This is a genomic window from Cellulomonas sp. URHD0024 (assembly GCF_000426185.1).
Taxonomy (GTDB): domain Bacteria; phylum Actinomycetota; class Actinomycetes; order Actinomycetales; family Cellulomonadaceae; genus Cellulomonas.
Genome location: NZ_AUEW01000001.1, coordinates 407,924 through 433,748, shown reverse-complemented (window position 1 = coordinate 433,748; position 25,825 = coordinate 407,924). Strand labels below are relative to the sequence as shown.

Below are 25,825 nucleotides of genomic sequence, written 5' to 3'. Positions count from 1 at the left end.
GCGAAGGCCGACAAACCAGGGTCATTTCTTCGACGGAGGTACCGGGGTGGCGTACACGGGGTCCGGGATGACGCGCAGGGCTGTGATCTGGACGTTGTCCCGGCGGTCGACCGTGCCCTCGGCTCGGTTGTTGCGCACCTGCGCCATCGCGCCGCCTGGGATCTGCAGAGCAGGGTCGATCGTCTCCGGGTCGCCGATCGCCGTCCACACGTACGGCGAGACCAAGGCGACTCCGTCGAGCTCGATGGCACCGGCGGTGCCCGTGAACGCACTGCTCGCCGTCACTCGCTGACCGTTCAGCTCGATCGCCTCGGCGCCCGCGTTGCGCAGCTCCTCGAGCACGTCGAGCATCGTGATCGGCTTGACGAGCCCGTTCGAGTCGTTCGGCTCCGTGAGCGTCACGACGACACCGGGTCCCTCCGCCGGAAGCCGGCCCGTCAGGATGCCCTGGGTCTCGGCGCTGCGGCGCAGGGCGTCGAGCGCGGCCTGGCGTCGGTCCGAGCCCGACAGGAGCTCGTCCCGCTCCCGGGTGAGGTCCGCCGACTCGTTCGCCAACGCGTCGCTGCGGTTGGTCACCTCGTCGAGGATGCGCACGAGGTCTTGCTGGCGCATGGAGCTCAGGTCAGCGCCGGCCGCCTGACGCACCTGGACCACGAGCGCGAACCCGAGCATGGCGCACAGCACTCCCGCCAGGACCTGGGCCCGCGTCATCCGCGGCCGCAGTGCCCGCCCGAGCACCGCCCATGCGCCCGGCGACGCGGGTGCTGCCGGACTCGCCGGCTGTTCAGGCCCCGACGAACGCTCGTCCTGGTCGACGGCGGGCTCGAGCCCGTCGACGGCGGACTCGTCCTCCGACCCGGCGGACGCGTCCTCTGCCCAGGCGGGCGCCTCGCCGGACCGGGCAGGCGCGTCGTCGAACCCCGTGGGCTCGTCGTCGGAGCCTGTGGGCTCGTCTGTCCCGGGCTCGGAGCTCGGGGCGACCTCGACGTCCGGTGCGTCGTCCGGTGCGTCGTGCGCCGACTCCTCGATCGCGTCCGCGCGAGCCTGCTCGATGGCTTCTGCGCGGGCGAGCTCGGCGGCGGCAGCAGCTGCGAGAGGCGACTCGTCGTCGTTGACGACCGGCCCAGCGAGGTCAGGGCGGGGCTCGTTGAGGGCGTCGAACACCTCGAGCGGGCTCGGGCGACCAGGCTCCAGGTCGTCCCGACCCTCTCTCTCGTCCGACGGGGTGTCCACGGTCACGCCTTGAACAGGTGACGGCGGATCGAGGCAGCGTTGGAGAAGATGCGGATCCCGAGCACGACGACGACGGCGGTCGACAGCTGCGTCCCGACGCCCAGCTGGTCGCCGAGGAAGACGATCAGGGCGGCCACCACGACGTTCGACAAGAACGAGATCAGGAAGACGCGGTCGTCGAAGATGCCGTCGAGCATGGCGCGCAGCCCGCCGAAGAGCGCATCGAGCGCTGCGACGACAGCGATCGGCAGGTACGGCTGCAGCTCGGTGGGCACGGTCGGCTGAAGGAGCAGCCCGCCCACGATGCCGATGAGCAGCCCGATGACGGCGATCATGTGCCCTCCCTCCCCGAAAGACGTGCCGACGATGCCACACCGGACTCGTCGGGCGCACGTCCCGCGCCGAACGCATCGGCCGTCCCGCTCTGCGTCGGGCTCGGGGTCGTCGACGGGGTCGGCTCCGTGGCCTCGCCCAGACCCAGCCTCGTCGCGTCGTGCAGCGTGACCGGCCCGGTGCCTGGGAGCTTGAGGCGGGACTGCGACGACATCTGGACGCCGATCCCGAAGCTCGTGCGCAGTGTGGAGAGGCGCTGACCGGCGCTCGACCGGGCGAGTGCCGGCTGCATCGCCACCGGGTTCCCGATCGCGTCGACCTTGTACGGGCTGCTCAGCGGGACGAGGTCGACCAGCACGGCGTCCCCGGCAGAGCGGATGGCCGTCATCGAGGTGAGTCGCTGCCCGTTGACCGCGATCGCCTCCGCGCCGGACGCCCACAGGCCGTTGACCAGCACCTGCAGGTCCTGGTCCTGGACGCGCAGCTTCGGGTCCTCGGTGTCCGGGTCCTCCGTGGGCGCGTCGGTGAGCTCGATACGCAGTCCGCGCCCCTCGACCGGCTGGACGCCCGACTCGACAGCCACGGCGTCCGCGCCCTCCTGCAGCGCACGGTCGTCGTCGCCCAGGACCTCCGCCTGCAGCGAGCTGACCTGGCCCGTGAGCTCGTCGATCTGGGCCTGGAGGTTCTCGGCCTTCTCGGTGCGCTCCCCGATCTGCCCCTCGAGGATCTCGCGTGCCTTCTGCACGGAGCTCGCGGGATGGCGCAGGGCGATGGTCGCGGCCGTGGTGCCGAGCCCGAGGACGACGGCGATCACGACGAGCGTCGAGAGCGACCGGATGGTGCGTGGGCTCGCCGTTCCGGTGGCTCGCCGGGCTGCGGCCTCGGCGTACCCGGGGTCGAGCGGGCGTCGGTACACCTCGGTCAGCAGCGTCATCGATGCGTCGGGTGGCCGAGCAGGCGCGACCGGCAGCGGTCTCTCAGTGCCGTGCCGGGAGCTCATGCCTGCTCCGCCGGTGCGCGCAGCAGGCTCGCCGCCTGCGCGAGATACAGGGCGCCCGCGAACCAGTACAGGGCCACGCCCCAGAGCGCGAACGCCCAGCCGACCACGCCGGCGACCACACCGACCCACGAGTCGAGCTCGGCGAGCAGAAGGAGCGGGAACGCGTACAGCAGGGCGAAGGTGCCGGCCTTGCCTGCCAGGTGAACCGGGAGCGGTGCGTAGCCGGCGCGGCCGAGCACGAGCAGCATGATGCCGAGCACCACGTCCCGGAGCACCAGCACACCGAGCAGCCACCACGGGACGACGTCACGCCAGGCAAGGGCCACGAGCGTGACGATGATGAACAGGCGGTCGGCTGCGGGGTCGAGCAGCTGGCCCAGCCTCGAGACCTGTCCGAGCCGACGGGCGAGCACCCCGTCGAGCCAGTCGGACGCACCGGAGACGGCGAGGACGAGGATCGCCCAGCCGTCGTTGCCAGTGGCCAGGAGAACCGCGAACACCGGCACGAGCAGGAGCCGGACGAAGCTGATCGCGTTGGGGATCGTCAGCACGCGCGAGGAGACGGTGTTGTCGTCGATCATCGCCTGCCACTTCCTGATCCCCGTGCGGACTGTGCGCGGCGACGATCCTATGCGCGCGACCGGCACGCTCCCGACCGTGGCGCGCGGCGGGCACGGCCCGTTGGTGCGACGCTGGCGCTATGGCGCATCGCAACGACCCTGAGGTGATCCGACGGCTCCTGACAGCCCCGGGTCGATGGGCGGTGGTCGGCCTGTCGTCGAACCGGGCGAGGGCCGCCTACGGGGTGTCGGCCTACCTGGGCCGGATCGGCAAGGAGATCGTCCCGGTGCACCCGAGCGGGGACGCGGTCCACGGCGCGGCTGGGGTGCGCTCCCTCGCGGAGGTCCAGGGGCCGATCGACGTGGTGGACGTCTTCGTCAACCGCAGCCTGGCCGGTGGCGTCGTCGACCAGGCCATCGCGGTCGGCGCCGGGGCGGTGTGGCTCCAGCTCGACGTCATCGACGAGGAGGCGGCGGCGCGCGCGGAGGCGGCCGGACTCGACGTCGTCATGAACGCCTGCCCGGCGATCGAGGGTCCGCGGCTCGGCCTGACGTGACCTGTGCCCGACGTCACGCGAACCGGTCCGGACAACCGGGCGCGCGCCCGGCTAGACTTGCCCCGAATCTGGAGTTCGTCGCGTCCCCCTTCGAGGCGTCGCCACCATCACTGCCTGCACGGCAGTGGCTGGGGCCCGCCTCTTGTTGTGAGGTCTAGGCACCGCGAGACGCGGTTGCCACTGGGTGGTCCGGGGCTGCGACCCGCTGTTCGCCGACCCGGTGCACGGTTCAGGGCTCCGCCCCGCGATGATCGGTTTCTCATTTCATGAGTTCTGTTGCGCCCTCTTCCATGCCCGAGAACGGCACCTTCGACGAGCTGGGACTCCCTCCGGCGCTCGAGGCCGCTATCGCCGACCTGGGCTTCACCACTCCGTCCGCGATCCAGGCACAGGCCGTCCCTGCCCTGCTGAGCGGCCGCGACATCGTCGGCGTCGCCCAGACCGGCACCGGCAAGACGGCCGCGTTCGGCCTGCCCCTCCTGGCGTCGATCGACATGGACGTGCACGCGGTGCAGGCCATCGTCCTGACGCCGACGCGTGAGCTCGCCATGCAGGTCGCCGACGCGATCCAGTCGTTCGCGACGCACCTGCCCGGCCTCAACGTCCTGGCCGTCTACGGCGGTTCGCCGTTCCTGCCGCAGCAGCGTGCGCTGGCCCGTGGCGCCCAGGTCGTCGTCGGTACCCCGGGCCGCGTGCTCGACCACCTCGACCGTCACACCCTGAAGATGGCGGACGTCCGCTTCCTCGTGCTCGACGAGGCCGACGAGATGCTCCGCATGGGCTTCGCCGAGGACGTGGACCGGGTCCTGTCGGCCGCGCCGCGTGAGCGCCAGGTCGCGCTGTTCTCCGCGACGATGCCGCCGCCCATCCGCCGCGTCGCCGAGCAGCACCTGACGCGTCCGGTCGAGATCACCGTGTCGCGCCAGGCGTCCACGGTGACGAGCGTCCGCCAGACCTACGCGGTCGTCCCCCACCGCCACAAGACCGGCGCGCTCGCCCGCGTGCTCGCCGTGTCCGAGGCCGATGCCGCGATCGTGTTCGTCCGCACCCGCGGTGCGGCCGAGGAGGTCGGCAGCGCGCTGATCGAGCGTGGCATCTCCGCCGCCTACATCTCGGGCGACGTGGCTCAGACGGAGCGCGAGAAGATCGTCGACCGCCTCCGCACCGGTGCGCTCGACGTGCTCGTCGCGACCGACGTGGCCGCCCGCGGGCTGGACGTCGACCGGATCGGCCTCGTCGTGAACTTCGACGTGCCGCGCGAGCCCGAGACCTACGTGCACCGCATCGGTCGCACCGGCCGCGCCGGTCGCGAGGGTGAGGCGCTGTCGTTCGTCACGCCGGCCGAGCAGTCGCGTCTGCGTCAGATCGAACGGACCACGCGCCAGTCGCTCATCCAGGTGGAGATCCCGACGCCCGTCGAGGTCTCAGCGCACAAGGTCACCGGGCTGCTCGCCCGCACGGCCGAGCGCAAGGAGATCGGCCGCCTGGACCTGTACCGCGAGGCCATCGCGGTCCACCTGGCGCAGAACCCGGACGTCGACCCGGTCGACCTGCTCGCCGTCCTGACGGCTCTCGCCGTCGGTGACGAGGGCCCGCAGGCTGCGAGCGGCGACGACCTCGACGATGCGCTCTCGCGTGCTCACCTCAGTGGTGGCAACGGGCGGGACCGCGACGGCGAGCACGCGAGCGGCCGGAGCTACGACCGCCCTGAGCGTGGCGAGCGTCGCAACAACAGCACGCACATCGCCGGCGGTTCCCCGCGCTGGCGCGTGGCGGTCGGCCACCGGGACGGTCTCCAGCCGGGCGCCCTGGTGGGCGCGCTGACCGGTGAGGGTGGCCTCACCGGCAAGGACGTCGGCAAGATCGACATCTTCGGCAGCTTCGCCCTCGTCGACATCCCGTCCGGACTGACCCCCGAGGTCATCGACCGTCTGGCGCGTACGCGCGTCGCCGGTCGTCCGTTGCGGATCCGCCAGGACACGGGCCCGCGCCCCGGCCAGGGTGCCTCGCGCCCGAGCCACGGCCCGGCGCGCGGCCGCTCCTGACATCGACGACGAAGCCTCGCCTCTCCGACGAGAGGCGAGGCTTTCTCGCGCTCAGGCGACTTCGGACGCCACTGCCGCGACCAGCTCGTCCACGTCCGACTCGGTCGTGTCGAACGAGCACATGAGTCGGACCTCGCCGGTGGCGACGTCCCAGTCGTAGAACCGCCAGCGGCGTCGCAGCGCCTCGACGACCCCGGCCGGGAAGACGACGAACACGCCGTTCGCCTGGGTCGGCCGCGTCACCCGGACGCCGGGGAGGTGCTCGATGCCCGCCCGCAGACGGGCCGCCATCGCGTTCGCGTGCGTGGCGGACCGCAACCAGAGATCGCCCTCGTACAGCGCCACGAGCTGCGCGGAGACGAACCGCATCTTCGAGGCCAGCTGCATGTCCATCTTGCGCAGGTAGAGGAGACCGCCGTCGGCGTCCGGGGTGAGCACGACGACCGCCTCCCCGAACAGCAGCCCGTTCTTCGTCCCGCCGAGGGAGACGACGTCCACGGCCGCATCGGTGGTGAAGGCCCGCAGCGGCAGGTCGAGGGCCGCAGCCGCGTTGGAGATCCGGGCGCCGTCGAGGTGCAGGCGCATGCCGAGCGCGTGCGCCTGGTCGGCCAGGGCGCGGATCTCGTCCGGCGTGTAGAGCGTGCCCAGCTCGGTGCTCTGCGTGATGGAGACGACCCCGGGCTGGGCGCGGTGCTCGTCGCCGAACCCCCATGCCTGGGTGGCCACAAGGTCCGGAGTGAGCTTGCCGTCGGGCGTCGGGACCGTGAGCAGCTTGAGGGCTCCGATCCGCTCCGGGGCACCGTTCTCGTCCGTCTGGATGTGTGCGGTGTCGGAGCAGATGACCGCGCCCCAGCGCGGCAGCAGCGACTGCAGGGACAGCACGTTGGCGCCGGTGCCGTTGAAGACCGGGAACGCGGAAGCCGTCGGCCCGAAGTGCTGCTGGAGCACGGTCTGGAGGCGTGCCGTGTAGACGTCTTCGCCGTACGACGTCTGGTGCCCGCCGTTCGCCGACGCGATCGCCTCGAGGATCTCCGGATGCGTCCCCGCATAGTTGTCGGACGCGAAGTCCCGGCGGTCGGCGTCGTGCAGTCTGGTCACGGCTCAAGTGTGCCCTGGGGCTTCCCGTGCGGCATGATCCGAGCAGTCGGCAGGAGGTGACGGTGGACCCGATGGACGCAGACCCGGACGACGGTCGGACCGAGACGGCCAACCAGAGGGCCGACCGCAACTGGAGCGAGCTCCTCCAGGAGCTGCGGGTGTCCCAGACCGGCACGCAGATCCTCACGGGCTTCCTGCTGACGATCCCGTTCCAGCAGAGATTCGCGACGCTCGACACCTACGAGCGCAACCTCTACCTGGTGCTGGTGCTGCTCGCCGTGCTGGCGACGGCCCTGCTGCTCACGCCGGTCCCCCTGCACCGGGTCCTGTTTCGCCGACACCTCAAGCCGCAGCTCGTCGAGTGGGGAAACCGGTTCGCGCGCGTCGGGCTGTTCGTCCTGGCACTCGTCCTCGCCGGCGGAGCGATGCTCCTCTTCGACGTCGTGCTCGGGCGTACCGCCGGGCTGCTCGTCGGCGTGTCGTCGCTCGTCGTCCTCCTCGGGTTCTGGTGGGTGCTCCCCCAGGTCATCGGGCGACGCACGGACCGAAGCGCTACGACGCAGCGGCCGCCCGGCAGCCGGCACACGTCCCGATGAGCTCGATCGTGTGCTCGACGTCGTCGAACCCGTGCGCGGCCCCCACCTGTGACGCCCACGCCTCAGCCTGACCCGCGTCGATCTCGACGGTCCGGCCACACGACCGGCACACGAGGTGATGGTGGTGGCTGCGCTGCTCGCAGAGGCGGTAGACCGACTCCCCCTCCTCGGTCCGCAGCACGTCGACGTCACCGTGCTCGGACAGGCTCTGCACCGCGCGGTAGACCGTGGCGAGGCCGACGCTCGAACCCCGCGAGCGCAGCATCTCGTGCAGCTGCTGCGCGCTGCGGAACTCGTCGACGTCCGAGAGCAGGTCGAGGATCTCGGCGCGCTGCCGCGTCTGGCGCGGGACGACCACCATCGCGGAGCCGCCTTCCTGAGAGTCGTTCCCAAGATCATACGAGACCGAGCCCCCGATCCCAGTGGATCGGGGGCCCGGCCTGACGTGCTGGAGGTGCTGCGTCAGCCCTGCACGGCGCGCTTGAGGGCGCTGCCCGCAGTGAGCTTCACGCGGAAGCCCGCGGGGATCTCGAGCTTCTCACCGGTCTGCGGGTTGATACCGGTGCGGGCACCACGCTCGGCGCGGGCGACTGCGAGGAAGCCGGGGATCGTGACGGCCTCGCCCTTGGCAAGGTTCTCGACCACGACCTCCTGGAGGGCCTTCAGGGCCTTGTCGGCGTCCGTGTTGGTCAGGCCCGCCTTGGCGGCGAGGGCCTGGACGAGCTCGGTGCGGTTCACGCTCACTAGATGTGCTCCTTGTTCACTCGGAATGCGGGCCCAGGTGCGGGCCGAGGTGTGCCCGGGCATGAGGGGGTACCGACGTGCCCGGGGACGACCGGCTGACACTAACCCGTGAAGGGCCTCCAGACCGATCCGGGCGTGTCGCGTCACCTGTGCGCGCGCGCCAGGACAGCCTCCAGCGGCCACGTGGTGATGATGCGGGCGGGATCGAGATCGTGCTGCGCGACCCGCTCACAGCCTGCCCCGAGCCAGTCGAGCTGGCCGGGGGCGTGCGCGTCGGTGTCGATCGAGAACAGGCACCCGGCCTCGATGGCGATGTCGAGCAGGTCGTGGGGCGGGTCGAGCCTGTCGGGGCGGCAGTTGATCTCCACGGCGACCCCGTGCTCGGCGCAGGCGTCGAACACGCGACGGGCGTCGAACTCGCTCTGCGGGCGGCTCTTGCCCTTGATCTGGCGTCCCGTGCAGTGGCCCAGGATGTCGGTGCGGGGATTGCGGACGGCCGTGAGCATCCGTTCGGTCATGGGTCCGCGGTCCATGCGCAGCTTGGAGTGGACGGAGGCGACGACGACATCCAGCCGGTCGAGCAGGTCCGGGTCCTGGTCCAGCCCGCCGTCGTCGAGGATGTCGACCTCGATGCCGGTCAGCACCCTGAACGGCCCGACCACCGTGTTCAGCGCGGCGACCTGGTCCAGCTGGGCCCGCAACCGTGGGGCGGACAGCCCGCTGGCGACCGTCAGGCGCGGCGAGTGGTCCGTGATCGCGAGGTACTCGTGCCCGAGCTCCATCGCGGCAAGCACCATCTCCTGGATCGGCGTGGACCCGTCGCTGGCCTCCGTGTGGGCGTGCAGGTCGCCGCGCAGCGCTCGTCGCACCTCGGCCGCCGCCGGATCCAACGTCGACGCGGCATACTCGTCCTCGAGGGTGCCCAGGTACTCGACCGGCTTGCCACGCAGCACATGGGCGACGACGTCCGCCGTGCGGGCGCCGACGGACGGCAACGTGGCCAGCGCACCCGTGGTCGCCAGGACCGCGAGACGCTGCGGGTCCTGCTTCTCGACGCTCACGGCGGCCTTGCGGAACGCCTCGCTGCGGTACGCGCTCGCCTGCGCACGCTCCAGGAGGAACGCGATCCGGCGCAGGGCTGCGACGGCGTCCGCCTGCCGCTCGGACGCCGCTCGGTCTGCCGGGCTCACGACGCCTTGGACTTCCGCTTCTTCGGCTCCTCGGGAGCCTTGGCCGGCTCCTCACCGCGCGCGCTCCGCGCCTTCTCGACACTGCGCTGCAACGCGGCGAGCAGGTCGACGACGTCCCCGCCGCCGTCCCCCGACGTCTCCTCGCCGGGGGGGACCGGAACCGACTGCGTGTCGCCGGAGGAGACCTTGGCCTGGATCATCGCCTCGAGCGCACCCGCGTAGCGGTCCTCGTACTGGCTCGGGTCGAAGTCGGCGGCGAGCGAGTCGACGAGGGACGCCGCCATCGCCAGCTCCTGCGGGCGGACGGTGACCTCCTCGTCCAGAACCGGGAAGTCGACCGCACGTACCTCGTCGGGCCACAGCAGCGTCTGCATGACGATGGCCTTGTCGCGGACGCGCAGGATCGCCATCGACTCACGCTGGCGCAGCGCGACCTTGACCACGGCCACGCGGTCGGCCTGCTCCAACGCACCGCGCAGCAGCGCGTACGGCTTGGCGGCGGACTTCTCGGGCTCGAGGTAGTACGTCTTCTGCAGCAGGATCGGGTCGACCTGGTCCACGGGGACGAACTCGAGCACCTCGATCTCGCGCTCCGTCGACAGCGGCAGCGAGCGGAAGTCCTCGTCGGTGAGGACGACCAGCTCGCCGTCCTCGGTCTCGTAGCCCTTGGCGATGTCCGACATCTCGACGGGCTCGCCGTCGATGCTGCAGAACTTGCGGTACCGGATGCGGCCGCCGTCCTCGCGGTGGACCTGGTGGAGCGTCACCTCGTGCTCCCCTGTCGCCGAGTAGAGGCGCACAGGAACGTTGACCAGCCCGAAGGCGACCGAGCCCTTCCAGATCGCTCGCATGGTGGTGACCTTTCGTCGTCGAGGGTGCGGTGGTCCGAACCAACCGCATGCACGCAGAACCAAGGGCGCGACCCGCGCGACCTTCTACCGGCAGGATGGACCCGTGGAGCCCATGCTCGCCACCCCCCCACCGGTCCGACGGAACTTCCGCGCGGCTCGCAGTGGTCCTACGAGGTCAAGTGGGACGGCGTCCGCGCGCTCGCCGACACGACCACGGGCGTCCTGCGGCTGTGGAGCCGGCAGGAGCGCGAGATCACCGTTGCGTACCCCGAGCTGGCGGGTCTCGCGGCCATCGACGACGTGATCCTCGACGGCGAGATCGTGCTGCTGGCCGACGGCATCCCGTCGTTCACCGCACTCGCCGAGCGGATGCACGTGCGCGACAGCCGTCGTGCGGCGGCCCTCGCGGCACGACAACCGGTGACGTTCATGGTGTTCGACGTCGTGCGGACCGACGGTGTCGACGTCACCGGTTCGACGTACGACGAGCGTCGAGCGCTCCTCGAACGGCTCACCCTGCCCGAGAACGTGCAACGCTCCCCCGTCTACCCCGACGGGCAGGACCTGTGGGGGGTCACCCGGCAGCTGGGGCTCGAGGGCGTCGTCGCGAAGAAGCGCACCTCGATGTACCACCCGGGTCGACGCTCGGAGGAGTGGGTCAAGGCGCCGCACCGCCGGACGCGTGCCGCACTGGTGTGCGGATGGCGGGTGGAGACGAACGGGTCGGGACGGCTCGGCGCCGTGCTGTTCGGCGCCCGCGACGCGAATGGCGCGCTGCGGTTCCTCGGACGCGCCGGCAGCGGCCTGAGCGGTCCGAAGGCGGCCAGGATGCGCGAGCTGCTCGTGGAGCACGCCCGGACCGACTCGCCGTTCGACGAGGAGGTCCCAGCACTGGACGCGCGCGGGACCCACTGGGTGGACCCGGTCGTCGTCGTCGACACCCTGTACCTCGCCCGTAACCCCACCGGTCGCCTGCGCCAGCCGGTGGTGCGCGGGGTACGGACCGACACCGACGCCGACCCCTGGGAGCAGCCGTGACGCCGGAACGGCAGATGGTGGACGTGGAGGGCCGCGCCGTCCGCGTGAGCCACCTGGAGAAGGTCATGTACCCCACGACCGGGATGACGAAGGCCGAGGTGATGAACTACTCGGTGGGCGTCGCGCCGGCCCTGCTCGCGCAGCTGCGGGACCGTCCGGTCACCCGGATCCGGTGGCCGGACGGCGTGGAGGGCGAGAAGTTCTTCGAGAAGAACACCCCGCGCGGTGCGCCCGCCTGGGTCCGTCGGCAGAAGATCAGGGCCGCGCCGGGATCCGACGACGAGGGCGCCGAGCTCGAGCTGCCCTTCCTCGACGACCTCGCGGGGCTGGTCTGGGCGGCGAACCAGGGGGCGCTCGAGCTGCACACGCCGCAGTGGCGGGTGGGGCCGCGCGGCAAGGTCCACCGCCCCGACCGGCTCGTCGTCGACCTCGACCCCGGGCCGCCTGCAGGGCTGGACGCGTGCGCGAAGGTCGCCCATCTCGTGGCCGACCGGTTGCGCGCGGACGGCCTCGACGCGATCGTGCCCGTGACGTCGGGCAGCAAGGGCATGCAGCTGTACGCACGCCTGCCGGGGACGCAGACCGTGATGGAGGTGCGGCAGTACGCCCACGACCTCGCCTACGAGATCGCGGCCGCGAACTCGAACCTCGTCGTCGCGATCATGAAGAAGGACCTGCGCGGCGGGAAGGTGCTGATCGACTGGTCGCAGAACCACCCGAGCAAGACCACCATCACGCCCTACTCGTTGCGGGGGCGGGAGGTGCCGCACGCCGCGGCGCCCCGCTGGTGGGACGAGATCCGTCCGGGTCTGCAGCAGCTGACGCCCGAGGAGGTGGTCGCGCGGTTCGCCGAGCGCGGTGACCCCTTCTCGGATGGCGGGGGCTGACGACCTGCGGCAACGTAGCGGGACACAGACCGAAGGAGATCGCCATGGCGCTGCCCAAGTACACAGTCCCGTCCCTCACGCCGGAGCAGGGAGCCGAGGTCGCCGCCGTCCTGCAGGGCCGGCTTGATGCGTTGAACGACCTGGCACTCACCCTCAAGCACATCCACTGGAACGTCGTGGGCCCGCACTTCATCGCGGTGCACGAGATGATCGACCCGCAGGTCGACGCCGTGCGGCTCATGGTCGACGCGATCGCCGAGCGCATCGCGACGCTCGGAGTCGCACCCGTCGGGACGCCCGGCGCGCTGGTGAAGAACCGCACCTGGGACGACTACTCGATCGGCCGCGACAGCGCCATCGCGCACCTCGGCGCGCTCGACGTGGTCTACGTCGGCATCATCACCTCCCACCGGGAGGCGGCGGAGGCGACGGAGGAGACCGACCCGGTCACCAACGACATGCTCATCGGGCACCTGCACGAGCTCGAGCTCTTCCACTGGTTCGTACGCGCGCACCTGGAGTCGGTCGGCGGGGCGCTCACGACGGGGTCGTCGAGCACCGAGAAGGGCTCCGCCAAGAAGGCCGGTGCGAAGGACGACGTGTGACCGGTGCCGGACCTTCGGACGTGCACAGCGCACGACCGCACGTCGCCGCCCGCATCGAGAGCGCCATCGACCGTCGGATCGCAGCGCGTCTCGGGCGGCGGGGATGGACCGTCAGGATCGAGCCGTACGCCAGCTACGGAGCGCCGGGCTGGGTCCGCGTCATGGCGCGGGCCCTGCTCGCCGCCCCGATCGTGGGCGACGAGGACCTGCCGGGTGCCGGCAGCTCGGCCCAGGCCGGCGAGCGGCCGGCCCCGGCCGTGCGCGGGTGGCGAAGCTTTGCCACGGCGCAGGTGTCGGGAGCCGTTCTGACCGTCACGCTGGGCGACCGGGTCCACCGGGTCACGACGGACCGCGGGGGCTACGTCGACGTCGTGCTGACCGCCGACCTCGAACCGGGGTGGCACGACGTGCGGATCACGACGCAGGACGGTGCGTCGTCGACGGCGCCGGTGCACGTCATCGGCCCGGAGGTGCGGTTCGGCATCGTCAGCGACATCGACGACACCGTCATGGTCACCCGACTGCCGCGCCCGTTCCTCGCGGCCTGGAACGTCTTCCTGAGGCACGAGAACGCCCGCGAGCCGGTCCCAGGCATGTCGTCGCTGTACGCAGAGCTCCTGGACGGCGACGAGCGGCTGCCCGTGATCTACCTCTCCACGGGAGCCTTCAACGCGGCGCCGACGATCGGCCGGTTCCTGCAGCGGTACCGCTTCCCGGCGGGGCCCATGCTGATGACCGACTGGGGGCCGACGAACAGCGGCTGGTTCCGCAGCGGACCCCACCACAAGATCACGCAGCTCCGGCGGCTGATGCGTGAGCTGCCGCAGGTGCAGTGGGTCCTGGTCGGCGACGACGGCCAGCGAGACCCGCAGATCTACGCGGGTGCCGCCCAGCGCCATCCGGGACACGTGCTCGCGATCCTCATCCGCCAGCTGACGTTCACCGAGCACGTCCTGGCGCACGGCGTGACAGCGCCCACGAACGACTCGCTCCGGGCAGAGCTGCGGGCTCGCCGGGAGGGTATTCCCGTCCTGCAAGGGCCGGACGGTCCGTCACTGGCCCGGCAGGTCCGCGACCGGGGGATCAGGCTGCGCTGACTCAGAGACGCTCGGGGTCGTCCCACTCGTCGCTGCTGGCGATCGCCTCGTCGTCCGCCTCCAGCTCGACGGCGTGCAGGGACCGCGGCGCGCGGGACGGATTGCCGCCGGAGCGGGCGTCGGCTGCATCGAGGTCCGCCTGCGACTGCAGGGGGTCCGCCAGGTGCTCGGCGGAGGGGTCGGAGGTCAGGTCCCGGTCGCGACTCATGTCTTGGTTCTACCGCGCAGCGGAACCCGACGCACCCACAGCCCACCGATCGGGCACAACTGTGACGTAGGCCCGCGACCAAGATCACAGCGCCTGGGGGTGGAGGTATCTCGACGTCAACATACGATCGAAGACGTGCCAGAACGCGAGAAGACCGTGGCCCTCCCCGACCAGCCGGTGGACGTCGTCCTCGTCGGCGGCGGCATCATGAGCGCCACTCTGGCCGCTCTGATCACGACCCTCGAACCCACGTGGAGAGTCGAGATCCACGAGGTCCGCCCCGCGCTGGCGCAGGAGAGCACGAACGCCTGGAACAACGCCGGAACCGGGCACGCGGCGCTGTGCGAGCTGAACTACACGCCCGAGAAGCCCGACGGCTCGATCGACATCAGCAAGGCCGTGACGATCAACGAGCAGTTCGAGCTCTCGCGCGAGCTGTGGAACCACCTCGCCACCGCCAACCGGCTGCCGGGCGGCGAGGGCTTCCTGTCGAGCACCCCGCACATGACCTTCGTCCGCGGTGCGGCGAACGCGGACTACCTGCGCCGGCGGTACGAGACCCTGCGCACGCACCCGCTGTTCGACGACATCGAGTTCAGCACCGATCCCGCGCAGATCGCGCAGTGGGCCCCCCTGCTCATGGTCGACCGCGACGGGGACGAGGTCGTCGCCGCGACGCGTTCGGCCGTCGGTACGGACGTCGACTTCGGCCGCCTGACCAACGCGATGGTGACCGACGCGGTCGCCCGCGGCGCCCGTCTGCACCTGGAGAGCGAGGTCACCCGCCTCTCGCAGCGTCGGGACGGCACCTGGAGGCTGCGCATCAAGGACCGGCGCTGGAACGGTCACTCCCGGTCCCGCAAGGTCAACGCCCGGTTCGTGTTCATCGGCGCCGGCGGCGGTGCGCTGCGGCTGCTGCAGCGGTCCGGCATCCCGGAGGCCAAGGGGTTCGGCGGCTTCCCGATCAGCGGGCAGTTCCTGCGCACCACCAACCCGTCGATCGTGGCGGCGCACCAGGCCAAGGTCTACGGCAAGGCGGAGGTCGGCGCTCCTCCGATGTCGGTGCCGCACCTGGACGCTCGCGTGGTCGACGGCGGCTCCGCCCTGATGTTCGGCCCCTACGCGGGCTGGAGCATGAAGTTCCTGAAGAACGGCTCGTGGACCGACCTGCTGCGTTCCGTCCGGCCCGGCAACATCGTCCCGATGCTGGCGGTGGGTCTGAAGAACCTCGACCTGGTCAAGTACCTGGTCGGCGAGGTGACCGCGAACGACGCCGACCGGCTGCGCACGCTGCGCGCGTTCATGCCGAGCGCCCACCCGCGCGACTGGGAGCTGATCACCGCGGGTCAACGGGTCCAGGTGATCAAGAAGGACAAGAAGAAGGGCGGGGTCCTCGAGTTCGGCACCGAGCTCGTCACGTCCGCCGACGGCTCGATCGCCGGCCTGCTCGGCGCCTCGCCCGGTGCGTCCACCGCGGTCGCGACGATGCTCGACCTGCTCGAGCGGTGCTTTCCCGACCGGTCCTCGACCTGGCACCCCCGTCTACGCGCGATGATGCCGAGCCTGGGCGGCGGCGAGTGGGACGAGTCCTTCGAGCTCGACCAGCTCGTCGACGAGGTCCGCAGCGACCGGTAGCCGCGGGTGCGGCACGATGGGCGGGTGGACCTCTCCCCCGTCAGCGCCGAGATGCGGCACGCGAAGCTGCGCGCGGCGACCGAGCACACGACGGTCGGTCAGGTCGTTGCCACAGACGACGGCCGCGTCACCATCGACTGCGCCTGCGGGATGGTGCTCAGCAACGGGCCGACCTGGTCGCTCGACGAGCACATCCGTCTGCACCGTGCCGAGGCGCGGTTCCTTGCCCTCGCGGCCGTCGCCCCGGCGGGCATCCCGAGGCTCGTGGACTGGCCGTTGCGGTAGGCGAGCTGCTCCGGGCTAGACGTGGGCGAGGTCGTCGTCGTCCTCGTGCTCGTGAGGTAGCCCGAGCTCATGCGCGCGTTCGTGCGCCTCGCGCGCCGCGATGCGGGCCTGCACGTCGGCACGACGCAGCGGCGGGACGGTCGTCGGCGGCTGGCGGCGTTCCGGCAGCTCGTCCAGGAGCCGGGCCGTGATGGCGGCGATCTCGGCGACGGCGGCCTCGAACGGGTCGCGTGTCTTGTCGGTGAGCGTCTGGACGCCCGTCACCTTGCGCACGTACTGGCGCGCCGCGGCGGTGACCTCCTCCGAGGTGGCGGGTGGCTCGAGGCCTCGGAGCGTCGTGATGTTCCGGCACATGGCACCGACGCTACGCGGCGAGCGCACCGGTCTCCAGGGCGAGCAGCCGTCGCTTCGCCTCCGTGCCCCCCGCGTACTGCCCTGGCGAGCCGTCGGAGCGGACGACACGGTGACAGGGCAGGACGAGCGGCAGCGGGTTGAGCGCGCACGCCGTCCCCACTGCGCGGACGGCCTTCGGGCTGCCTGCACGGTGCGCCATGTCGGCATAGCTCTCGGTGCGGCCGTACGCGATGTCGGGCAGGTGCTCGACGACGACGCGCCGGAAGCCGTGCAGCAGCCGGAGGTCGAGCGGGACGTCGAACGTCCTGCGCCGGCCGGCGAAGTACTCGTCGAGCTCGCGGGCCACGTCGTCGAGCCGGTGCGGCGCCTCGAGCACCCGGGGGCTGATGTCGTCGGAGAGGGCCTGCAGGACCGCGTCGTGGTCCTGCACCGCGAACGCGACGCGGACCAGCCCCTGAGCCGTCCGCGCGAGCAGCAAGGGACCCACCGGGGTGTCGAGCGTCCGATAGGCGACGTCCACCAGGTCGTTCGCGCGCCGCACGAGGTCGGCGTGCAGCCGGGCCACGTCGTCCAGGGCGATCTCGGCCAGCAGGGCGGCCGGCGTCTCGTCGTTCATCGTCGTCCTCCATCGATGTCCGGGTAGGTGGTGCGCAGAGTCGCGATCCCGTCTGCGCCCGCGCGTCGGGCGGCCGCGGCCGTGCCGCCGAGGAGTGCGGCGACGTCGTCGTACGGCAGCCCGCCGAGGTGGTGGTAGGCCACGACGTGCCGCTGCTTCTCGGGCAGCGCGGCCACGGCCGCCCACAGGTCGAGGTCGCGACCGTCGTGCGCCGCCGGGCGGTCGGGGACGTCGGCCACGGGCACGGCCTGCCGGGCCGCTCGGCGAACCACGTCGATCGACTTGCGGTGGGCGATCGTCACGAGCCACGCCTCCACGTTCGCGTCGGCGGGCAGGTCCGGGTACGCACGCAGCGCGGACAGGAACGTCTCCGACCAGGCGTCCTCGGCGTCGGCAGCTCCGAGCACGGCGCGGCAGACACGCAGCACGGTCGGACCGTGTGCGACGACCACCCGCTCGAAGGGTTGTTTCACGCTCACAGTGTGCAGACGCGCGAGGGTGCCCGGGTGTGAGGTCCGGCTCCTAGGGTGGGGTCGTGACGAATCTCGAGGTCCGGCCCGTGCCCGAGCTGTGCGACCTGGTCCCCACGCACGGTCCGGTGCTCGAGCTGCACCCGTCGCGCGAGGTCCCCCTCGGCGGTGTGCGCGCCATGCAGGTCCGCCGGACCTTGCCCCAGCGAGGCCTGCCGCTCGTCGGTGCCTGGTGCTTCCTGGACGAGTTCGGACCGCAACGGGTCGACATGCGGGTCCTGCCCCACCCGCACACGGGCCTGCAGACGGTTACCTGGCCGATCGCCGGCGAGATCCTGCACCGCGACAGCGTCGGCTCCGAGGCCGTCGTCCGCCCCGGGCAGCTCAACCTCATGACGGCCGGGCGTGGGGTGTCGCACTCGGAGTTCTCGCTCGGGTCGCAACCGCTGCTGCATGCGGCTCAGCTCTGGGTCGCGCTGCCGGACGGGCGGGCGGAGGGCGCCGCCGGGTTCGAGCAGGTGGGCGACCTGCCGGTCTGGGAAGCGGCAGGCCTGCGCGCGACCGTCTTCATCGGGCAGGTCGACGGGCATGCCTCCCCGGCGCATGTGCACACCCCGCTGCTGGGCGCCGAGGTGACGGTCGACGCCGGTGCCTCGGGCGAGGTACCTCTGGTTCGCGGTTTCGAGCACGCGATCCTCGTGCTCGACGGCACGCTCGACGTCGCGGGCACGCCGCACGCGCCGAGCGGGCTGCTCTACCTCGGCGACGGGCGGGACTCGATTCACCTGCGCTCCTCCGGGGGTGCGCGGCTCCTGCTGCTCGGCGGAGCACCGTTCGAGCACGACCTGGTCATGTGGTGGAACTTCGTCGGACGGGACCACGCCGACATCGCTCGTGCGCGCGCCGACTGGGAGTCCTCGGACCGCGCGGACCGCTTCGGGACCGTGCAGGGGCACGGCGACCTGCGCATCCCGGCCCCCGAGCTGCCCAACATCCGTCTCCAGCCCCGCCGCCGCCAACCGCCGAAGGGTTCCGCATGACCGAGCTGCCTGTCCGCTCCCGCCTGGTCGCGACGGCTCTGGCCGAGGCGGGGGTCGAGGGGCTCGTGCGTGAGCTGCCCGACTCGGCCCGAACCGCGCCGGAGGCTGCCGCTGCACTCGGGGTCGAGGTCGGCGCGATCGCGAACAGCCTGATCTTCTGGGCCGACGACGAACCGCTGCTGGTGCTGACGAGCGGTCGGCACCGCGTCGACACGGCCGCGCTGGCCGACCGGATCGGCAGGTCCGTGATCGCGCGGGCCACGCCGGACCAGGTCCGCGCCGCGACCGGCCAGGCGATCGGTGGCGTCGCACCGGTCGGTCACCCGGCCCGCGTCGAGACGATCGTCGACGTCGCGCTCGCCGACTACCCGCAGGTCTGGGCGGCCGGCGGCACACCCCACACGATCTTCCCCACCACCTTCGAGGAGCTCGTCCGCATCACCGGGGGACGTGCACTCGTCGTCGGCGACTGACAATTCGGGCGCCGCAGCACAAACTGTGGGTGAAGGAACCAGCCGAGGGAGTCATGTGGAGCAGGTGCAACGCCAACCGGTCCTCCTGACCGTCGACGACGACCCCGTCGTGTCCAGGTCGGTGGCGCGTGACCTGAGACGCCACTACGGCGAGCACTTCCGGGTGGTCCGCGCCGAGTCGGGGGCCGCCGCGCTGGAGGCCTGCCGCGAGCTCAAGCTCCGGGGGGACCAGGTCGCGGTCCTGCTGGCCGACCACCGGATGCCCGACATGAACGGGCTGGAGTTCCTCGAGCAGGCGATGGACCTCTTCCCGTACGCGCGCCGGATCCTGCTCACCGCGTACGCCGACACGGACGTGGCGATCGACGCGGTCAACGTCATCGACCTCGACCACTACCTGCTCAAGCCGTGGGACCCGCCCGAGGAGAAGTTCTACCCCGTCATCGACGCACAGCTGAAGGCGTGGAAGACGACCTCCCGCAAGGCGGTTCCCGAGACGAAGGTCGTCGGGCACCGCTGGTCGGCGCGGTCGTCGGAGGTCCGGGAGTTCCTCGCCCGCAACCAGGTCGCGTACCGCTGGTACGCCTCCGACGAGCCCGAGGGCCGACGGCTGCTGGAGGTGGCGGGCGCCGACGGCCTCGACCTCCCGCTCGTCGTCACGACGGCGGCGAAGGCCCTCGTCGCACCGTCCGACGCAGAGCTCGCGGCGGAGGTCGGGCTCTCCGTCGCGCCGACCGAGGAGTTCTACGACCTGGTCGTCATCGGCGGCGGACCGGCCGGGCTCAGCGCCGCGCTGTACGGGGCGTCCGAGGGGCTGCGCACGGCACTCGTCGAGCGGTCCGCGACCGGCGGCCAGGCAGGCCAGAGCTCGCGGATCGAGAACTACCTGGGCTTTCCCGACGGCGTCTCGGGCGCACAGCTGACGGACCGCGCGCGACGACAGGCGCTCAAGTTCGGCGCCGAGATCGTGCTGACGCAGGACGCCGTCGGGCTCGAGGTCAACGGCGCCGCCCGGTCGGTGCGGTTCGCGGACGGCAGCTCCGTCGACGCGCACACCGTGATCCTGGCCAACGGGGTCGCCTACCGGGAGCTCGACGGGCCGGGCATCGGGGCGCTCACCGGACGCGGCGTCTACTACGGGTCCGCGCTGACCGAGGCGACCGCGTGCTCCGACCAGGACATCTACATCGTCGGCGGCGCCAACTCCGCTGGTCAGGCCGCCATGTTCCTGTCCGCGCACGCCCGGACCGTCACGCTGGTCGTGCGGGCGCCGTCGCTGACGCAGTCCATGTCGCACTACCTGATCGAGCAGGTGGAACGGAACCCGCGGATCAGGGTCGTCACGCAGACCGAGGTGGTCGAGGCCGTCGGCGACGACCACCTCGAGCAGCTGGTCCTGCGCGACATCGCCACCGGCGAGAAGCGCACGGTCGCGACCGGCTGGCTGTTCGTGTTCATCGGCGCCGCTCCGCTGACCACCTGGCTGGACGGGGTCGTCGAGCGCGACTCCCACGGCTTCGTGTGCGCCGGGCACGACCTGCTGGTCGACGGCCAGACGCCCGAGTCGTGGCCGCTCGACCGGCCGCCCTACCACCTGGAGACGAGCGTTCCCGGGGTGTTCGCGGCCGGCGACGTGCGCGCCGAGTCCGCCAAGCGTGTGGCCAGCGCCGTCGGTGAGGGCGCCATGGCTGTCATGTTGGTCCACCGCTATCTGGAACAACTGTGAGCACCACCCTCCACCGCCATCTGGAGCAGCTGTGACCACCATCGACGAACCGGCGACGACCACCCGCACGCACCTCGCGTGCGACATCGACGAGCTCCGGACGCTCTTCCTGTTCGAGCGGTTGAGTGCCGAACAGCTGCTCTGGCTGTGCGGTCGCGGCCACGTCGAGCAGATCGACCCGGGCGTGCTGTACCGCGAGGGCGATCCGGCCACCGACTTCTACGTGCTGCTCGACGGCTCGCTGGCGATGTACCGCCGGGTCGGCGCGGACGACGTCGAGGTGACCCGCACCAGTCAGGTCGGCGTGTATGCGGGCGCCTGGGCGGCCTACCTCGGCGATCGCGTGCCGCAGGTCTATGCCCAGACCTTGCGGGTGCTGGAGCCCTCGCGGTACTACGTGCTCGGCGCCGCCGACTTCGCCAGCTTCATGAACGACTGGTTCCCCATGGCGGTGCACCTCCTCGAGGGCCTGTTCTTCGGCCAGCAGAGCTCGCAGCAGGTCATCGGGCAGCGCGAACGGCTGCTGGCCCTGGGGTCGCTGTCGGCCGGCCTGACCCACGAGCTCAACAACCCGGCCGCAGCGGCCACGAGGGCGACCGCGACGTTGCGCGAGCGCGTCGCCGGGATGCGTCACAAGCTGGCGCTCATCGCGTCCGGGACGTACGACCGCGCCCAGCTGGCCCAGATCATCCACCTGCAGGAGAAGGCGGTCGCCGTGTACAAGGCGACCCGGGCGTCGGGCAAGACGCTCAGCGCCATGGAGGTCTCCGACCTCGAGGACGGCGTCGGTGACTGGATGGACGACCACGGCATCGCGGGCGGCTGGGAGCTGGCCGAGAGCTTCGTGACCGCCGGGCTCGGAACCCAGTGGCTGGACGACGTGGCGTCGTACGTCGGAGACGAGGTCCTCGAAGGTGCGATCCGGTGGCTCGCCTACACGCTGGAGACCGAGTCGCTGATGTCGGAGGTGGAGGACGCCACGACGCGTATCTCGGCACTGGTCGGGGCTGCCAAGCAGTACTCGCAGATCGGTCGCGCGCCGGACCAGGTGGTCGACGTCCACGAGCTGCTCGAGAGCACGCTGACGATGCTGGACCGCAAGCTCGACGGGATCACGGTGGTCCGGGACTTCGACCGCGACCTCCCACCGATCCACGTGTTCGGTGCCGAGCTCAACCAGGTCTGGACGAACCTGATCGACAACGCCGCGCAGGCGATGGACGGCACCGGGACGCTCACGATCTCCACGCGGCGGGTGGACGACTGGCTGGAGGTCGTCGTCGCCGACTCCGGACCGGGCATCCCGCAGGACGTGATCGGCCGGATCTTCGAGCCGTTCTTCACCACGAAGCCGGTCGGCTCGGGCACCGGGCTCGGCCTCGACATCTCGTGGCGCATCGTCGTCGGGAAGCACCACGGCGACCTCAGTGTGACCTCGGAGCCCGGGGACACCCGGTTCCGCGTCCGTCTCCCCTACTCGTCGACCGAGGGACCCACCGCATGAGCATCGATCCGAGCGTGCCCCCGAGCGGCACAGGCTGCATGGAGTGCGACGCCAGCGACGGGTGGTGGTTCCACCTGCGCCGCTGCGCGACCTGCGGGCACATCGGGTGCTGCGACACATCACCCTCGCAGCACGCGACGGCGCACTTCCGCGAGACCGGCCACCCGGTCATGCGGACCTTCGAGCCGGACGAGGACTGGTACTGGGACTACACCACCGACGACTACGGGGACGGCCCGCCGCTCGCGCCGCCCGAGCACCGGCCGCGTGAGCAGACCGTCCCGGGGCCCGCAGGGCGGGTCCCGGACAACTGGCGGTCGCTGATCCACTGACCGGCGTCCGGCGGGCACGAGCGGGTGCACGGGGGCACCCCGGCGTGCCCCGGAGACCCAAGTTCCGTCAGGTCTGCGCGCGGGCCAACGGTTCGTCCGAGCCGGCGACCCGGATCTCGACCGAGCGGATGTCGTCGGTGACGATGCTGGAGGACGCCCCGAGCCCGTGGGCGCCGGTGCTGCGGGCCAGCCAGGTGGCGACGACGGTCCGTCCACCTGCGGCGTCGACGAGGACCAGCTCGTAGGTGGGTCCGTCGCCGGTCGGCCACGCGTCGGCCGGGTAGGTGCACTGCCAGTCGATGCGGGTGCCCCAGCCCTTCTTCTGCAGCGTCAGGTCCGCCGTGACGGCGACATCGCCCACGGGCTCCAGCTCCAGGTTGGTCGTCACGTTCGCGCTCGGTGGCTCGGGTGCCGGCCGGGCGAGGAACGTGCCGGCGAGGCCACCGACAGTCAGCAGGACCGCCGCGGCGGCGACGAGGGCGACGAACCGGTTGCGCCGGACGCGGCGCGCCGAGTGTGCGAGCGCCGCGAGCTGCACGACCTCGCCGCCGGTGGTGTCGTCGGCACCGTCGAGCGCCTCCTGTGCCGGCACCATCCGCAGCAGCGCCGGCATCCCGGCGAGCTCGGTGACGGCCGCGCTGCACTCGTCGCACGTGCGCAGGTGCTCCTCGAAGTCGCGCCGGTCCTGCGGGCTCAGCGCGCCGAGCACGTAGGCGGCGTCCCAGTCGCGGAACCGGTGGTCGTCCGCGCTGCGGTCGCTCATGACGACACTCCTCTCTCCTGCAGCGCGAGGCGCAGCGCGCGCAGTCCGTAGTGCAGGCGCGACTTCACGGTGCCCTCAGGGATCTGGTGCTCGTGGGCCAGCTCGGCCACCGACCGGCCGCGGTAGTAGGCGCCGACCACGACGGAGCGGTGCTCCGCCGACAGCTGCGCGAGCGCGTCGGACACGAGCCACTGGTCGAGAACCGCCTGCGACTCGTCGGGCTGCTCGTGGTCGGGCGTCTGGTCCATGGTCCGCTCACGCACGTGCCGGGCGCTGCGGCGGTCGTCGATCACGAGGTTGCGCACCACGGTGTAGAGCCACGCACGGGTCGCGTCCTGCTCGCGCGCCAGCACCTCGGGGTGCTTCCACGCGCGGACCATCGCCTCCTGCACGACGTCCTGAGCGAGCGCGTGGTCACCGGTGAGCCGCACGACGTAGGACTGGAGCGGGCGGGCGTACGCCTGGTGCAGCGCACGCATGAGCGCGTCCGGATCGTCACCCACGGCCCTCCTTCCGATGTCCTATCCGGTCAACGAGACGGGAGCGTGCAGAGTTCATCGGACGGTGAACCTCACCCGCCCGGGTCTCGTGGTCCAGGTAGCCGGTCGTCGAACCGGCCCTGAACCCAGGAGGTACATCGTGCGCACGTCCAAGCGGCCCTCGATCCTTTTCCCGATCACCATGATGCTCGCCGTCGGGACTCTCGCCGCGTGCGGCAGCTCGAACGACAGCGGCGGCGGTGGCGGCTACGGCGGTGGCTCCAGCACGCCGAGCACCGAGATGTCCAGCCCGGCTGCCGCCGGCAGCACAGCAACAGACCTGTCGACCGCCGACAGCTCGCTGGGCAAGATCCTCGTCGACGGCAAGGGCATGACCGCCTACTACTTCACCAAGGACGCGAAGGACTCGGGCGCCTCTGCGTGCACGGGCGACTGCGCCGCCGCCTGGCCGGCGATCGAGTCGACGTCGGACACCCCGACCGTCGACGGCGTGACCGGGACCGTCGGCACGATCCCCGCGGCCGACGGTGGCAAGCAGATCACCATCAACGGCATGCCCGTCTACACCTATGTCAAGGACATGGCGGCAGGTGACGTCAACGGCCAGGACGTCGGTGGTGTCTGGTACGCGGTCGCGCCCGACGGCACGATGATCGAGGACTGATCCCTCAGCCTGTCTCCACGTTGAGGATGTTCCCGTCCGGGTCGGCGAACCACGCGGACTTCGTCGACTCGAACGTGAGCACGCCGTCGACCCACTCGCCCTCGGGCACGTCGAACGTCTGGAGCTCGACGCCCGCGGAGCGCAGCGCGGCGACCTCGGCGTCGAACGCGTCGCCGGGGATCTGGAACGAGATCGCCGTGGCCTTGTTGGTGCCGGCGTAGGTGGACGGGTAGACGAGGAACCCGCTGGTGGCGGTCGAGTACAGGACGCCTTCGGGTATCTCGTCGTTCCCGGGGGTGAAGCCCAGCGTGCCTTCGTAGAACGCGCGTGCCCGCTCGAGGTCCGTCACGGCGAGGACCGGGATCGCGGGGTGGGCGGAGAGCATGACGGCCTCCAGCGCGGGCCAGACGACCATCGGCTGGCCGGCTCACTCGACCGTAGAGGTGCGCCATGTCGCGGTCAACGGTCACATGCGTGCCGTCCAGATCGTCAACAGCGCAACAGACGAGAGGATGGCCCGATGAGCGACGACGAGTACCTGGCGCGACGGTTCGAGGAGAACCGCGGACGCCTCACGGCCGTCGCCTACCGGATGCTGGGCTCGACCAGCGAGGCGGACGACGCCGTGCAGGACGCGTGGCTGCGTCTCCACCGGGTGGACGCCGACGGGGTCGACAACCTGCCCGGCTGGCTCACGACCGTCGTCGCACGGATCTGCTTGGACCGGCTGCGGAGCCGGGCGTCGCGTCGCGAGGACCCGCTCGACGTCGCTCTCGCACGCGTCGACGTCGATGCCGTCGACCCGGCGCAGGAGGCGGTCCTCGCGGACTCCGTGGGGCTCGCGATGCTCGTCGTGCTCGAGCACCTCTCGCCCGCCGAGCGGCTCGCGTTCGTGCTGCACGACATGTTCGCCGTCCCGTTCGACGAGATCGCACCGATGGTCGGCCGCTCCCCCGAGGCCACCCGGCAGCTGGCGAGCCGCGCCCGGCGCCGGGTCCAGGGCGCGCCTGCGACCGTCGAGACCGACCTCGTCCGCCAGCGGGAGGTCGTCGACGCGTTCCTGACCGCGGCCCGCGGCGGCGACTTCGCGGCCCTGCTGGCCACGCTCGACCCGGACGTCACCCTGCGCGTCGACCCGAAGGTCGCCTCGTTCGGGTTCCTGAAGGACACGGTCGGGGCGCACGAGGTTGCCCTCGCCTTCAACGGTGCGGCACAGACCGCCGAGCTCGCGCTGCTCGGTGGCGCCGTCGGGGCGATGTGGGCCCCGGGCGGCGTCCCACGCACCGCGTTCGCGTTCACGATCGAGGACGGGGTGATCGTGGCCATCGACCTGTCCATGGACCCCGACGTGCTCAAGCGGCTCGACCCGGTCCCGCTCGGCTTCTAGCGGTCCCCCCGCCCCACGGCCCCGCGCCGTCGCG

Annotated in this window: 32 protein-coding genes; 16 read left to right on the top strand and 16 right to left on the bottom strand. The window is 71.5% G+C overall.

Annotated elements, in window-relative coordinates; translation table 11 throughout:
• Nucleotides 1-21 precede the first annotated feature (21 nt).
• The 4 genes from I847_RS25295 to I847_RS0102035 all read right to left on the bottom strand — a co-directional run bounded on the left by I847_RS25295 (nucleotide 22) and on the right by I847_RS0102035 (nucleotide 3,147).
• Nucleotides 22-1,233, bottom strand: a complete 1,212-nt coding sequence (locus tag I847_RS25295; protein WP_155855954.1) for a DUF881 domain-containing protein — start codon at nucleotides 1,231-1,233, stop codon at nucleotides 22-24.
• Nucleotides 1,234-1,235: 2 nt separating this feature from the next.
• Nucleotides 1,236-1,568 (bottom strand): small basic family protein, encoded by a 333-nt coding sequence (locus I847_RS0102045; protein WP_028048345.1) that lies wholly within the window; start codon nucleotides 1,566-1,568, stop codon nucleotides 1,236-1,238.
• Nucleotides 1,565-2,500: a DUF881 domain-containing protein gene (locus tag I847_RS21490; protein WP_081680343.1), complete on the bottom strand. Its 936-nt coding sequence runs from the start codon at nucleotides 2,498-2,500 to the stop codon at nucleotides 1,565-1,567. The genes I847_RS0102045 and I847_RS21490 overlap by 4 nt, the downstream gene beginning before the upstream one ends.
• 62 nt (nucleotides 2,501-2,562) lie before the next feature.
• Nucleotides 2,563-3,147, bottom strand: a complete 585-nt coding sequence (locus I847_RS0102035) for a CDP-alcohol phosphatidyltransferase family protein (protein ID WP_028048344.1) — start codon at nucleotides 3,145-3,147, stop codon at nucleotides 2,563-2,565.
• A 119-nt stretch (nucleotides 3,148-3,266) separates the two neighbouring features.
• Between I847_RS0102035 and I847_RS0102030 the strand changes: the two genes are divergently transcribed.
• Complete coding sequence (locus I847_RS0102030; protein ID WP_028048343.1) at nucleotides 3,267-3,683, top strand: CoA-binding protein; 417 nt, start codon at nucleotides 3,267-3,269, stop codon at nucleotides 3,681-3,683.
• A gap of 266 nt (nucleotides 3,684-3,949) precedes the next feature.
• On the top strand, nucleotides 3,950-5,728 hold the full coding sequence (locus I847_RS0102025) for a DEAD/DEAH box helicase (RefSeq protein ID WP_028048342.1): 1,779 nt from the start codon (nucleotides 3,950-3,952) through the stop codon (nucleotides 5,726-5,728).
• A gap of 51 nt (nucleotides 5,729-5,779) precedes the next feature.
• On the opposite strand, the gene I847_RS0102020 is transcribed toward I847_RS0102025, so the two are convergent.
• Entirely contained in the window at nucleotides 5,780-6,826 is a 1,047-nt protein-coding gene (locus tag I847_RS0102020; protein ID WP_028048341.1) for a low specificity L-threonine aldolase, read from the bottom strand.
• Nucleotides 6,827-6,897: 71 nt separating this feature from the next.
• Here I847_RS0102020 and I847_RS21485 point away from each other — a divergent pair, with 71 nt between their 5' ends.
• Complete coding sequence (locus I847_RS21485) at nucleotides 6,898-7,422, top strand: DUF6328 family protein (protein ID WP_051274469.1); 525 nt, start codon at nucleotides 6,898-6,900, stop codon at nucleotides 7,420-7,422.
• Here the strand turns inward: I847_RS21485 and I847_RS0102010 are convergent.
• The 4 genes from I847_RS0102010 to I847_RS0101995 form a co-directional block, all read right to left on the bottom strand.
• Nucleotides 7,379-7,783, bottom strand: coding sequence for a Fur family transcriptional regulator (locus I847_RS0102010; protein ID WP_028048340.1), 405 nt, complete (start codon nucleotides 7,781-7,783; stop codon nucleotides 7,379-7,381). The genes I847_RS21485 and I847_RS0102010 overlap by 44 nt on opposite strands.
• Nucleotides 7,784-7,884: 101 nt before the next feature.
• Nucleotides 7,885-8,166 carry an HU family DNA-binding protein gene (locus I847_RS0102005; RefSeq protein ID WP_028046395.1) on the bottom strand — a complete coding sequence of 94 codons (282 nt, stop codon included), beginning with the start codon at nucleotides 8,164-8,166 and terminating at the stop codon, nucleotides 7,885-7,887.
• A 143-nt stretch (nucleotides 8,167-8,309) separates the two neighbouring features.
• Complete coding sequence (locus I847_RS0102000) at nucleotides 8,310-9,356, bottom strand: PHP domain-containing protein (RefSeq protein ID WP_051274382.1); 1,047 nt, start codon at nucleotides 9,354-9,356, stop codon at nucleotides 8,310-8,312.
• Nucleotides 9,353-10,207 carry a Ku protein gene (locus tag I847_RS0101995; RefSeq protein WP_028048338.1) on the bottom strand — a complete coding sequence of 285 codons (855 nt, stop codon included), beginning with the start codon at nucleotides 10,205-10,207 and terminating at the stop codon, nucleotides 9,353-9,355. Before I847_RS0101995 ends, I847_RS0102000 begins: the two co-directional genes overlap by 4 nt.
• A 24-nt stretch (nucleotides 10,208-10,231) precedes the next feature.
• On the opposite strand from I847_RS0101995, the gene ligD (I847_RS21480) reads away from it, so the two are divergent.
• From ligD (I847_RS21480) to I847_RS21475, 4 genes are read left to right on the top strand one after another with little or no spacing between them, the layout of a single operon-like run.
• Nucleotides 10,232-11,245: a non-homologous end-joining DNA ligase gene (ligD, locus tag I847_RS21480; RefSeq protein ID WP_369751695.1), complete on the top strand. Its 1,014-nt coding sequence runs from the start codon at nucleotides 10,232-10,234 to the stop codon at nucleotides 11,243-11,245.
• Complete coding sequence (gene ligD, locus I847_RS0101985) at nucleotides 11,242-12,132, top strand: non-homologous end-joining DNA ligase (protein WP_028048337.1); 891 nt, start codon at nucleotides 11,242-11,244, stop codon at nucleotides 12,130-12,132. The genes ligD (I847_RS21480) and ligD (I847_RS0101985) overlap by 4 nt, the downstream gene beginning before the upstream one ends.
• A 44-nt stretch (nucleotides 12,133-12,176) precedes the next feature.
• Nucleotides 12,177-12,737: a Dps family protein gene (locus I847_RS0101980; protein WP_028048336.1), complete on the top strand. Its 561-nt coding sequence runs from the start codon at nucleotides 12,177-12,179 to the stop codon at nucleotides 12,735-12,737.
• Complete coding sequence (locus I847_RS21475; RefSeq protein ID WP_034608729.1) at nucleotides 12,734-13,834, top strand: App1 family protein; 1,101 nt, start codon at nucleotides 12,734-12,736, stop codon at nucleotides 13,832-13,834. The genes I847_RS0101980 and I847_RS21475 overlap by 4 nt, the downstream gene beginning before the upstream one ends.
• A 1-nt stretch (nucleotide 13,835) precedes the next feature.
• Here the strand turns inward: I847_RS21475 and I847_RS0101970 are convergent, their stop codons facing one another.
• A complete protein-coding gene (locus I847_RS0101970; protein WP_028048335.1) occupies nucleotides 13,836-14,042 on the bottom strand; it encodes a hypothetical protein in 207 nt (68 codons plus the stop codon).
• A 135-nt stretch (nucleotides 14,043-14,177) separates the two neighbouring features.
• On the opposite strand from I847_RS0101970, the gene mqo reads away from it, so the two are divergent.
• Both mqo and I847_RS0101960 read left to right on the top strand, forming a co-directional pair.
• Nucleotides 14,178-15,677 (top strand): malate dehydrogenase (quinone), encoded by a 1,500-nt coding sequence (mqo, locus tag I847_RS0101965; protein ID WP_034608726.1) that lies wholly within the window; start codon nucleotides 14,178-14,180, stop codon nucleotides 15,675-15,677.
• Nucleotides 15,678-15,701: 24 nt separating this feature from the next.
• Nucleotides 15,702-15,962 carry a hypothetical protein gene (locus tag I847_RS0101960; RefSeq protein ID WP_051274381.1) on the top strand — a complete coding sequence of 87 codons (261 nt, stop codon included), beginning with the start codon at nucleotides 15,702-15,704 and terminating at the stop codon, nucleotides 15,960-15,962.
• Between the two features lie 15 nt (nucleotides 15,963-15,977).
• On the opposite strand, the gene I847_RS0101955 is transcribed toward I847_RS0101960, so the two are convergent.
• The 3 genes from I847_RS0101955 to I847_RS0101945 are packed head-to-tail and all read right to left on the bottom strand — an operon-like array spanning nucleotide 15,978 to nucleotide 17,405.
• Nucleotides 15,978-16,316 (bottom strand): DUF2277 domain-containing protein, encoded by a 339-nt coding sequence (locus tag I847_RS0101955; RefSeq protein ID WP_028048332.1) that lies wholly within the window; start codon nucleotides 16,314-16,316, stop codon nucleotides 15,978-15,980.
• Between the two features lie 10 nt (nucleotides 16,317-16,326).
• Nucleotides 16,327-16,932: a methylated-DNA--[protein]-cysteine S-methyltransferase gene (locus I847_RS0101950; RefSeq protein WP_081680341.1), complete on the bottom strand. Its 606-nt coding sequence runs from the start codon at nucleotides 16,930-16,932 to the stop codon at nucleotides 16,327-16,329.
• Entirely contained in the window at nucleotides 16,929-17,405 is a 477-nt protein-coding gene (locus I847_RS0101945) for an RNA polymerase sigma factor (RefSeq protein ID WP_196804449.1), read from the bottom strand. The genes I847_RS0101950 and I847_RS0101945 overlap by 4 nt, the downstream gene beginning before the upstream one ends.
• A 62-nt stretch (nucleotides 17,406-17,467) precedes the next feature.
• On the opposite strand from I847_RS0101945, the gene I847_RS0101940 reads away from it, so the two are divergent.
• Genes I847_RS0101940 through I847_RS0101920 form a run of 5 tightly spaced genes read left to right on the top strand, consistent with a single transcriptional unit; the run spans nucleotide 17,468 to nucleotide 22,477 of the window.
• A complete protein-coding gene (locus I847_RS0101940) occupies nucleotides 17,468-18,442 on the top strand; it encodes a pirin family protein (protein WP_028048329.1) in 975 nt (324 codons plus the stop codon).
• Nucleotides 18,439-18,915 carry a YbaK/EbsC family protein gene (locus tag I847_RS0101935; RefSeq protein WP_028048328.1) on the top strand — a complete coding sequence of 159 codons (477 nt, stop codon included), beginning with the start codon at nucleotides 18,439-18,441 and terminating at the stop codon, nucleotides 18,913-18,915. Before I847_RS0101940 ends, I847_RS0101935 begins: the two co-directional genes overlap by 4 nt.
• 55 nt (nucleotides 18,916-18,970) lie before the next feature.
• Nucleotides 18,971-20,641: an FAD-dependent oxidoreductase gene (locus I847_RS0101930; RefSeq protein WP_028048327.1), complete on the top strand. Its 1,671-nt coding sequence runs from the start codon at nucleotides 18,971-18,973 to the stop codon at nucleotides 20,639-20,641.
• Between the two features lie 31 nt (nucleotides 20,642-20,672).
• Nucleotides 20,673-22,145 (top strand): ATP-binding protein, encoded by a 1,473-nt coding sequence (locus I847_RS0101925; RefSeq protein WP_196804448.1) that lies wholly within the window; start codon nucleotides 20,673-20,675, stop codon nucleotides 22,143-22,145.
• Nucleotides 22,142-22,477: a UBP-type zinc finger domain-containing protein gene (locus I847_RS0101920; protein WP_028048325.1), complete on the top strand. Its 336-nt coding sequence runs from the start codon at nucleotides 22,142-22,144 to the stop codon at nucleotides 22,475-22,477. The genes I847_RS0101925 and I847_RS0101920 overlap by 4 nt, the downstream gene beginning before the upstream one ends.
• 67 nt (nucleotides 22,478-22,544) lie before the next feature.
• Here the strand turns inward: I847_RS0101920 and I847_RS0101915 are convergent, their stop codons facing one another.
• Both I847_RS0101915 and I847_RS0101910 read right to left on the bottom strand, forming a co-directional pair.
• A complete protein-coding gene (locus tag I847_RS0101915) occupies nucleotides 22,545-23,240 on the bottom strand; it encodes an anti-sigma factor (protein ID WP_028048324.1) in 696 nt (231 codons plus the stop codon).
• Complete coding sequence (locus I847_RS0101910) at nucleotides 23,237-23,743, bottom strand: sigma-70 family RNA polymerase sigma factor (RefSeq protein WP_028048323.1); 507 nt, start codon at nucleotides 23,741-23,743, stop codon at nucleotides 23,237-23,239. The genes I847_RS0101915 and I847_RS0101910 overlap by 4 nt, the downstream gene beginning before the upstream one ends.
• A 136-nt stretch (nucleotides 23,744-23,879) precedes the next feature.
• Here I847_RS0101910 and I847_RS21470 point away from each other — a divergent pair, with 136 nt between their 5' ends.
• Entirely contained in the window at nucleotides 23,880-24,404 is a 525-nt protein-coding gene (locus I847_RS21470) for a hypothetical protein (RefSeq protein ID WP_231384039.1), read from the top strand.
• Nucleotides 24,405-24,408: 4 nt separating this feature from the next.
• Here the strand turns inward: I847_RS21470 and I847_RS0101900 are convergent, their stop codons facing one another.
• Nucleotides 24,409-24,819 (bottom strand): VOC family protein, encoded by a 411-nt coding sequence (locus tag I847_RS0101900; protein WP_231384038.1) that lies wholly within the window; start codon nucleotides 24,817-24,819, stop codon nucleotides 24,409-24,411.
• 105 nt (nucleotides 24,820-24,924) lie between these two features.
• On the opposite strand from I847_RS0101900, the gene I847_RS0101895 reads away from it, so the two are divergent.
• Nucleotides 24,925-25,791, top strand: a complete 867-nt coding sequence (locus I847_RS0101895; RefSeq protein ID WP_028048321.1) for a sigma-70 family RNA polymerase sigma factor — start codon at nucleotides 24,925-24,927, stop codon at nucleotides 25,789-25,791.
• The last annotated feature ends 34 nt before the right edge of the window (nucleotides 25,792-25,825 follow it).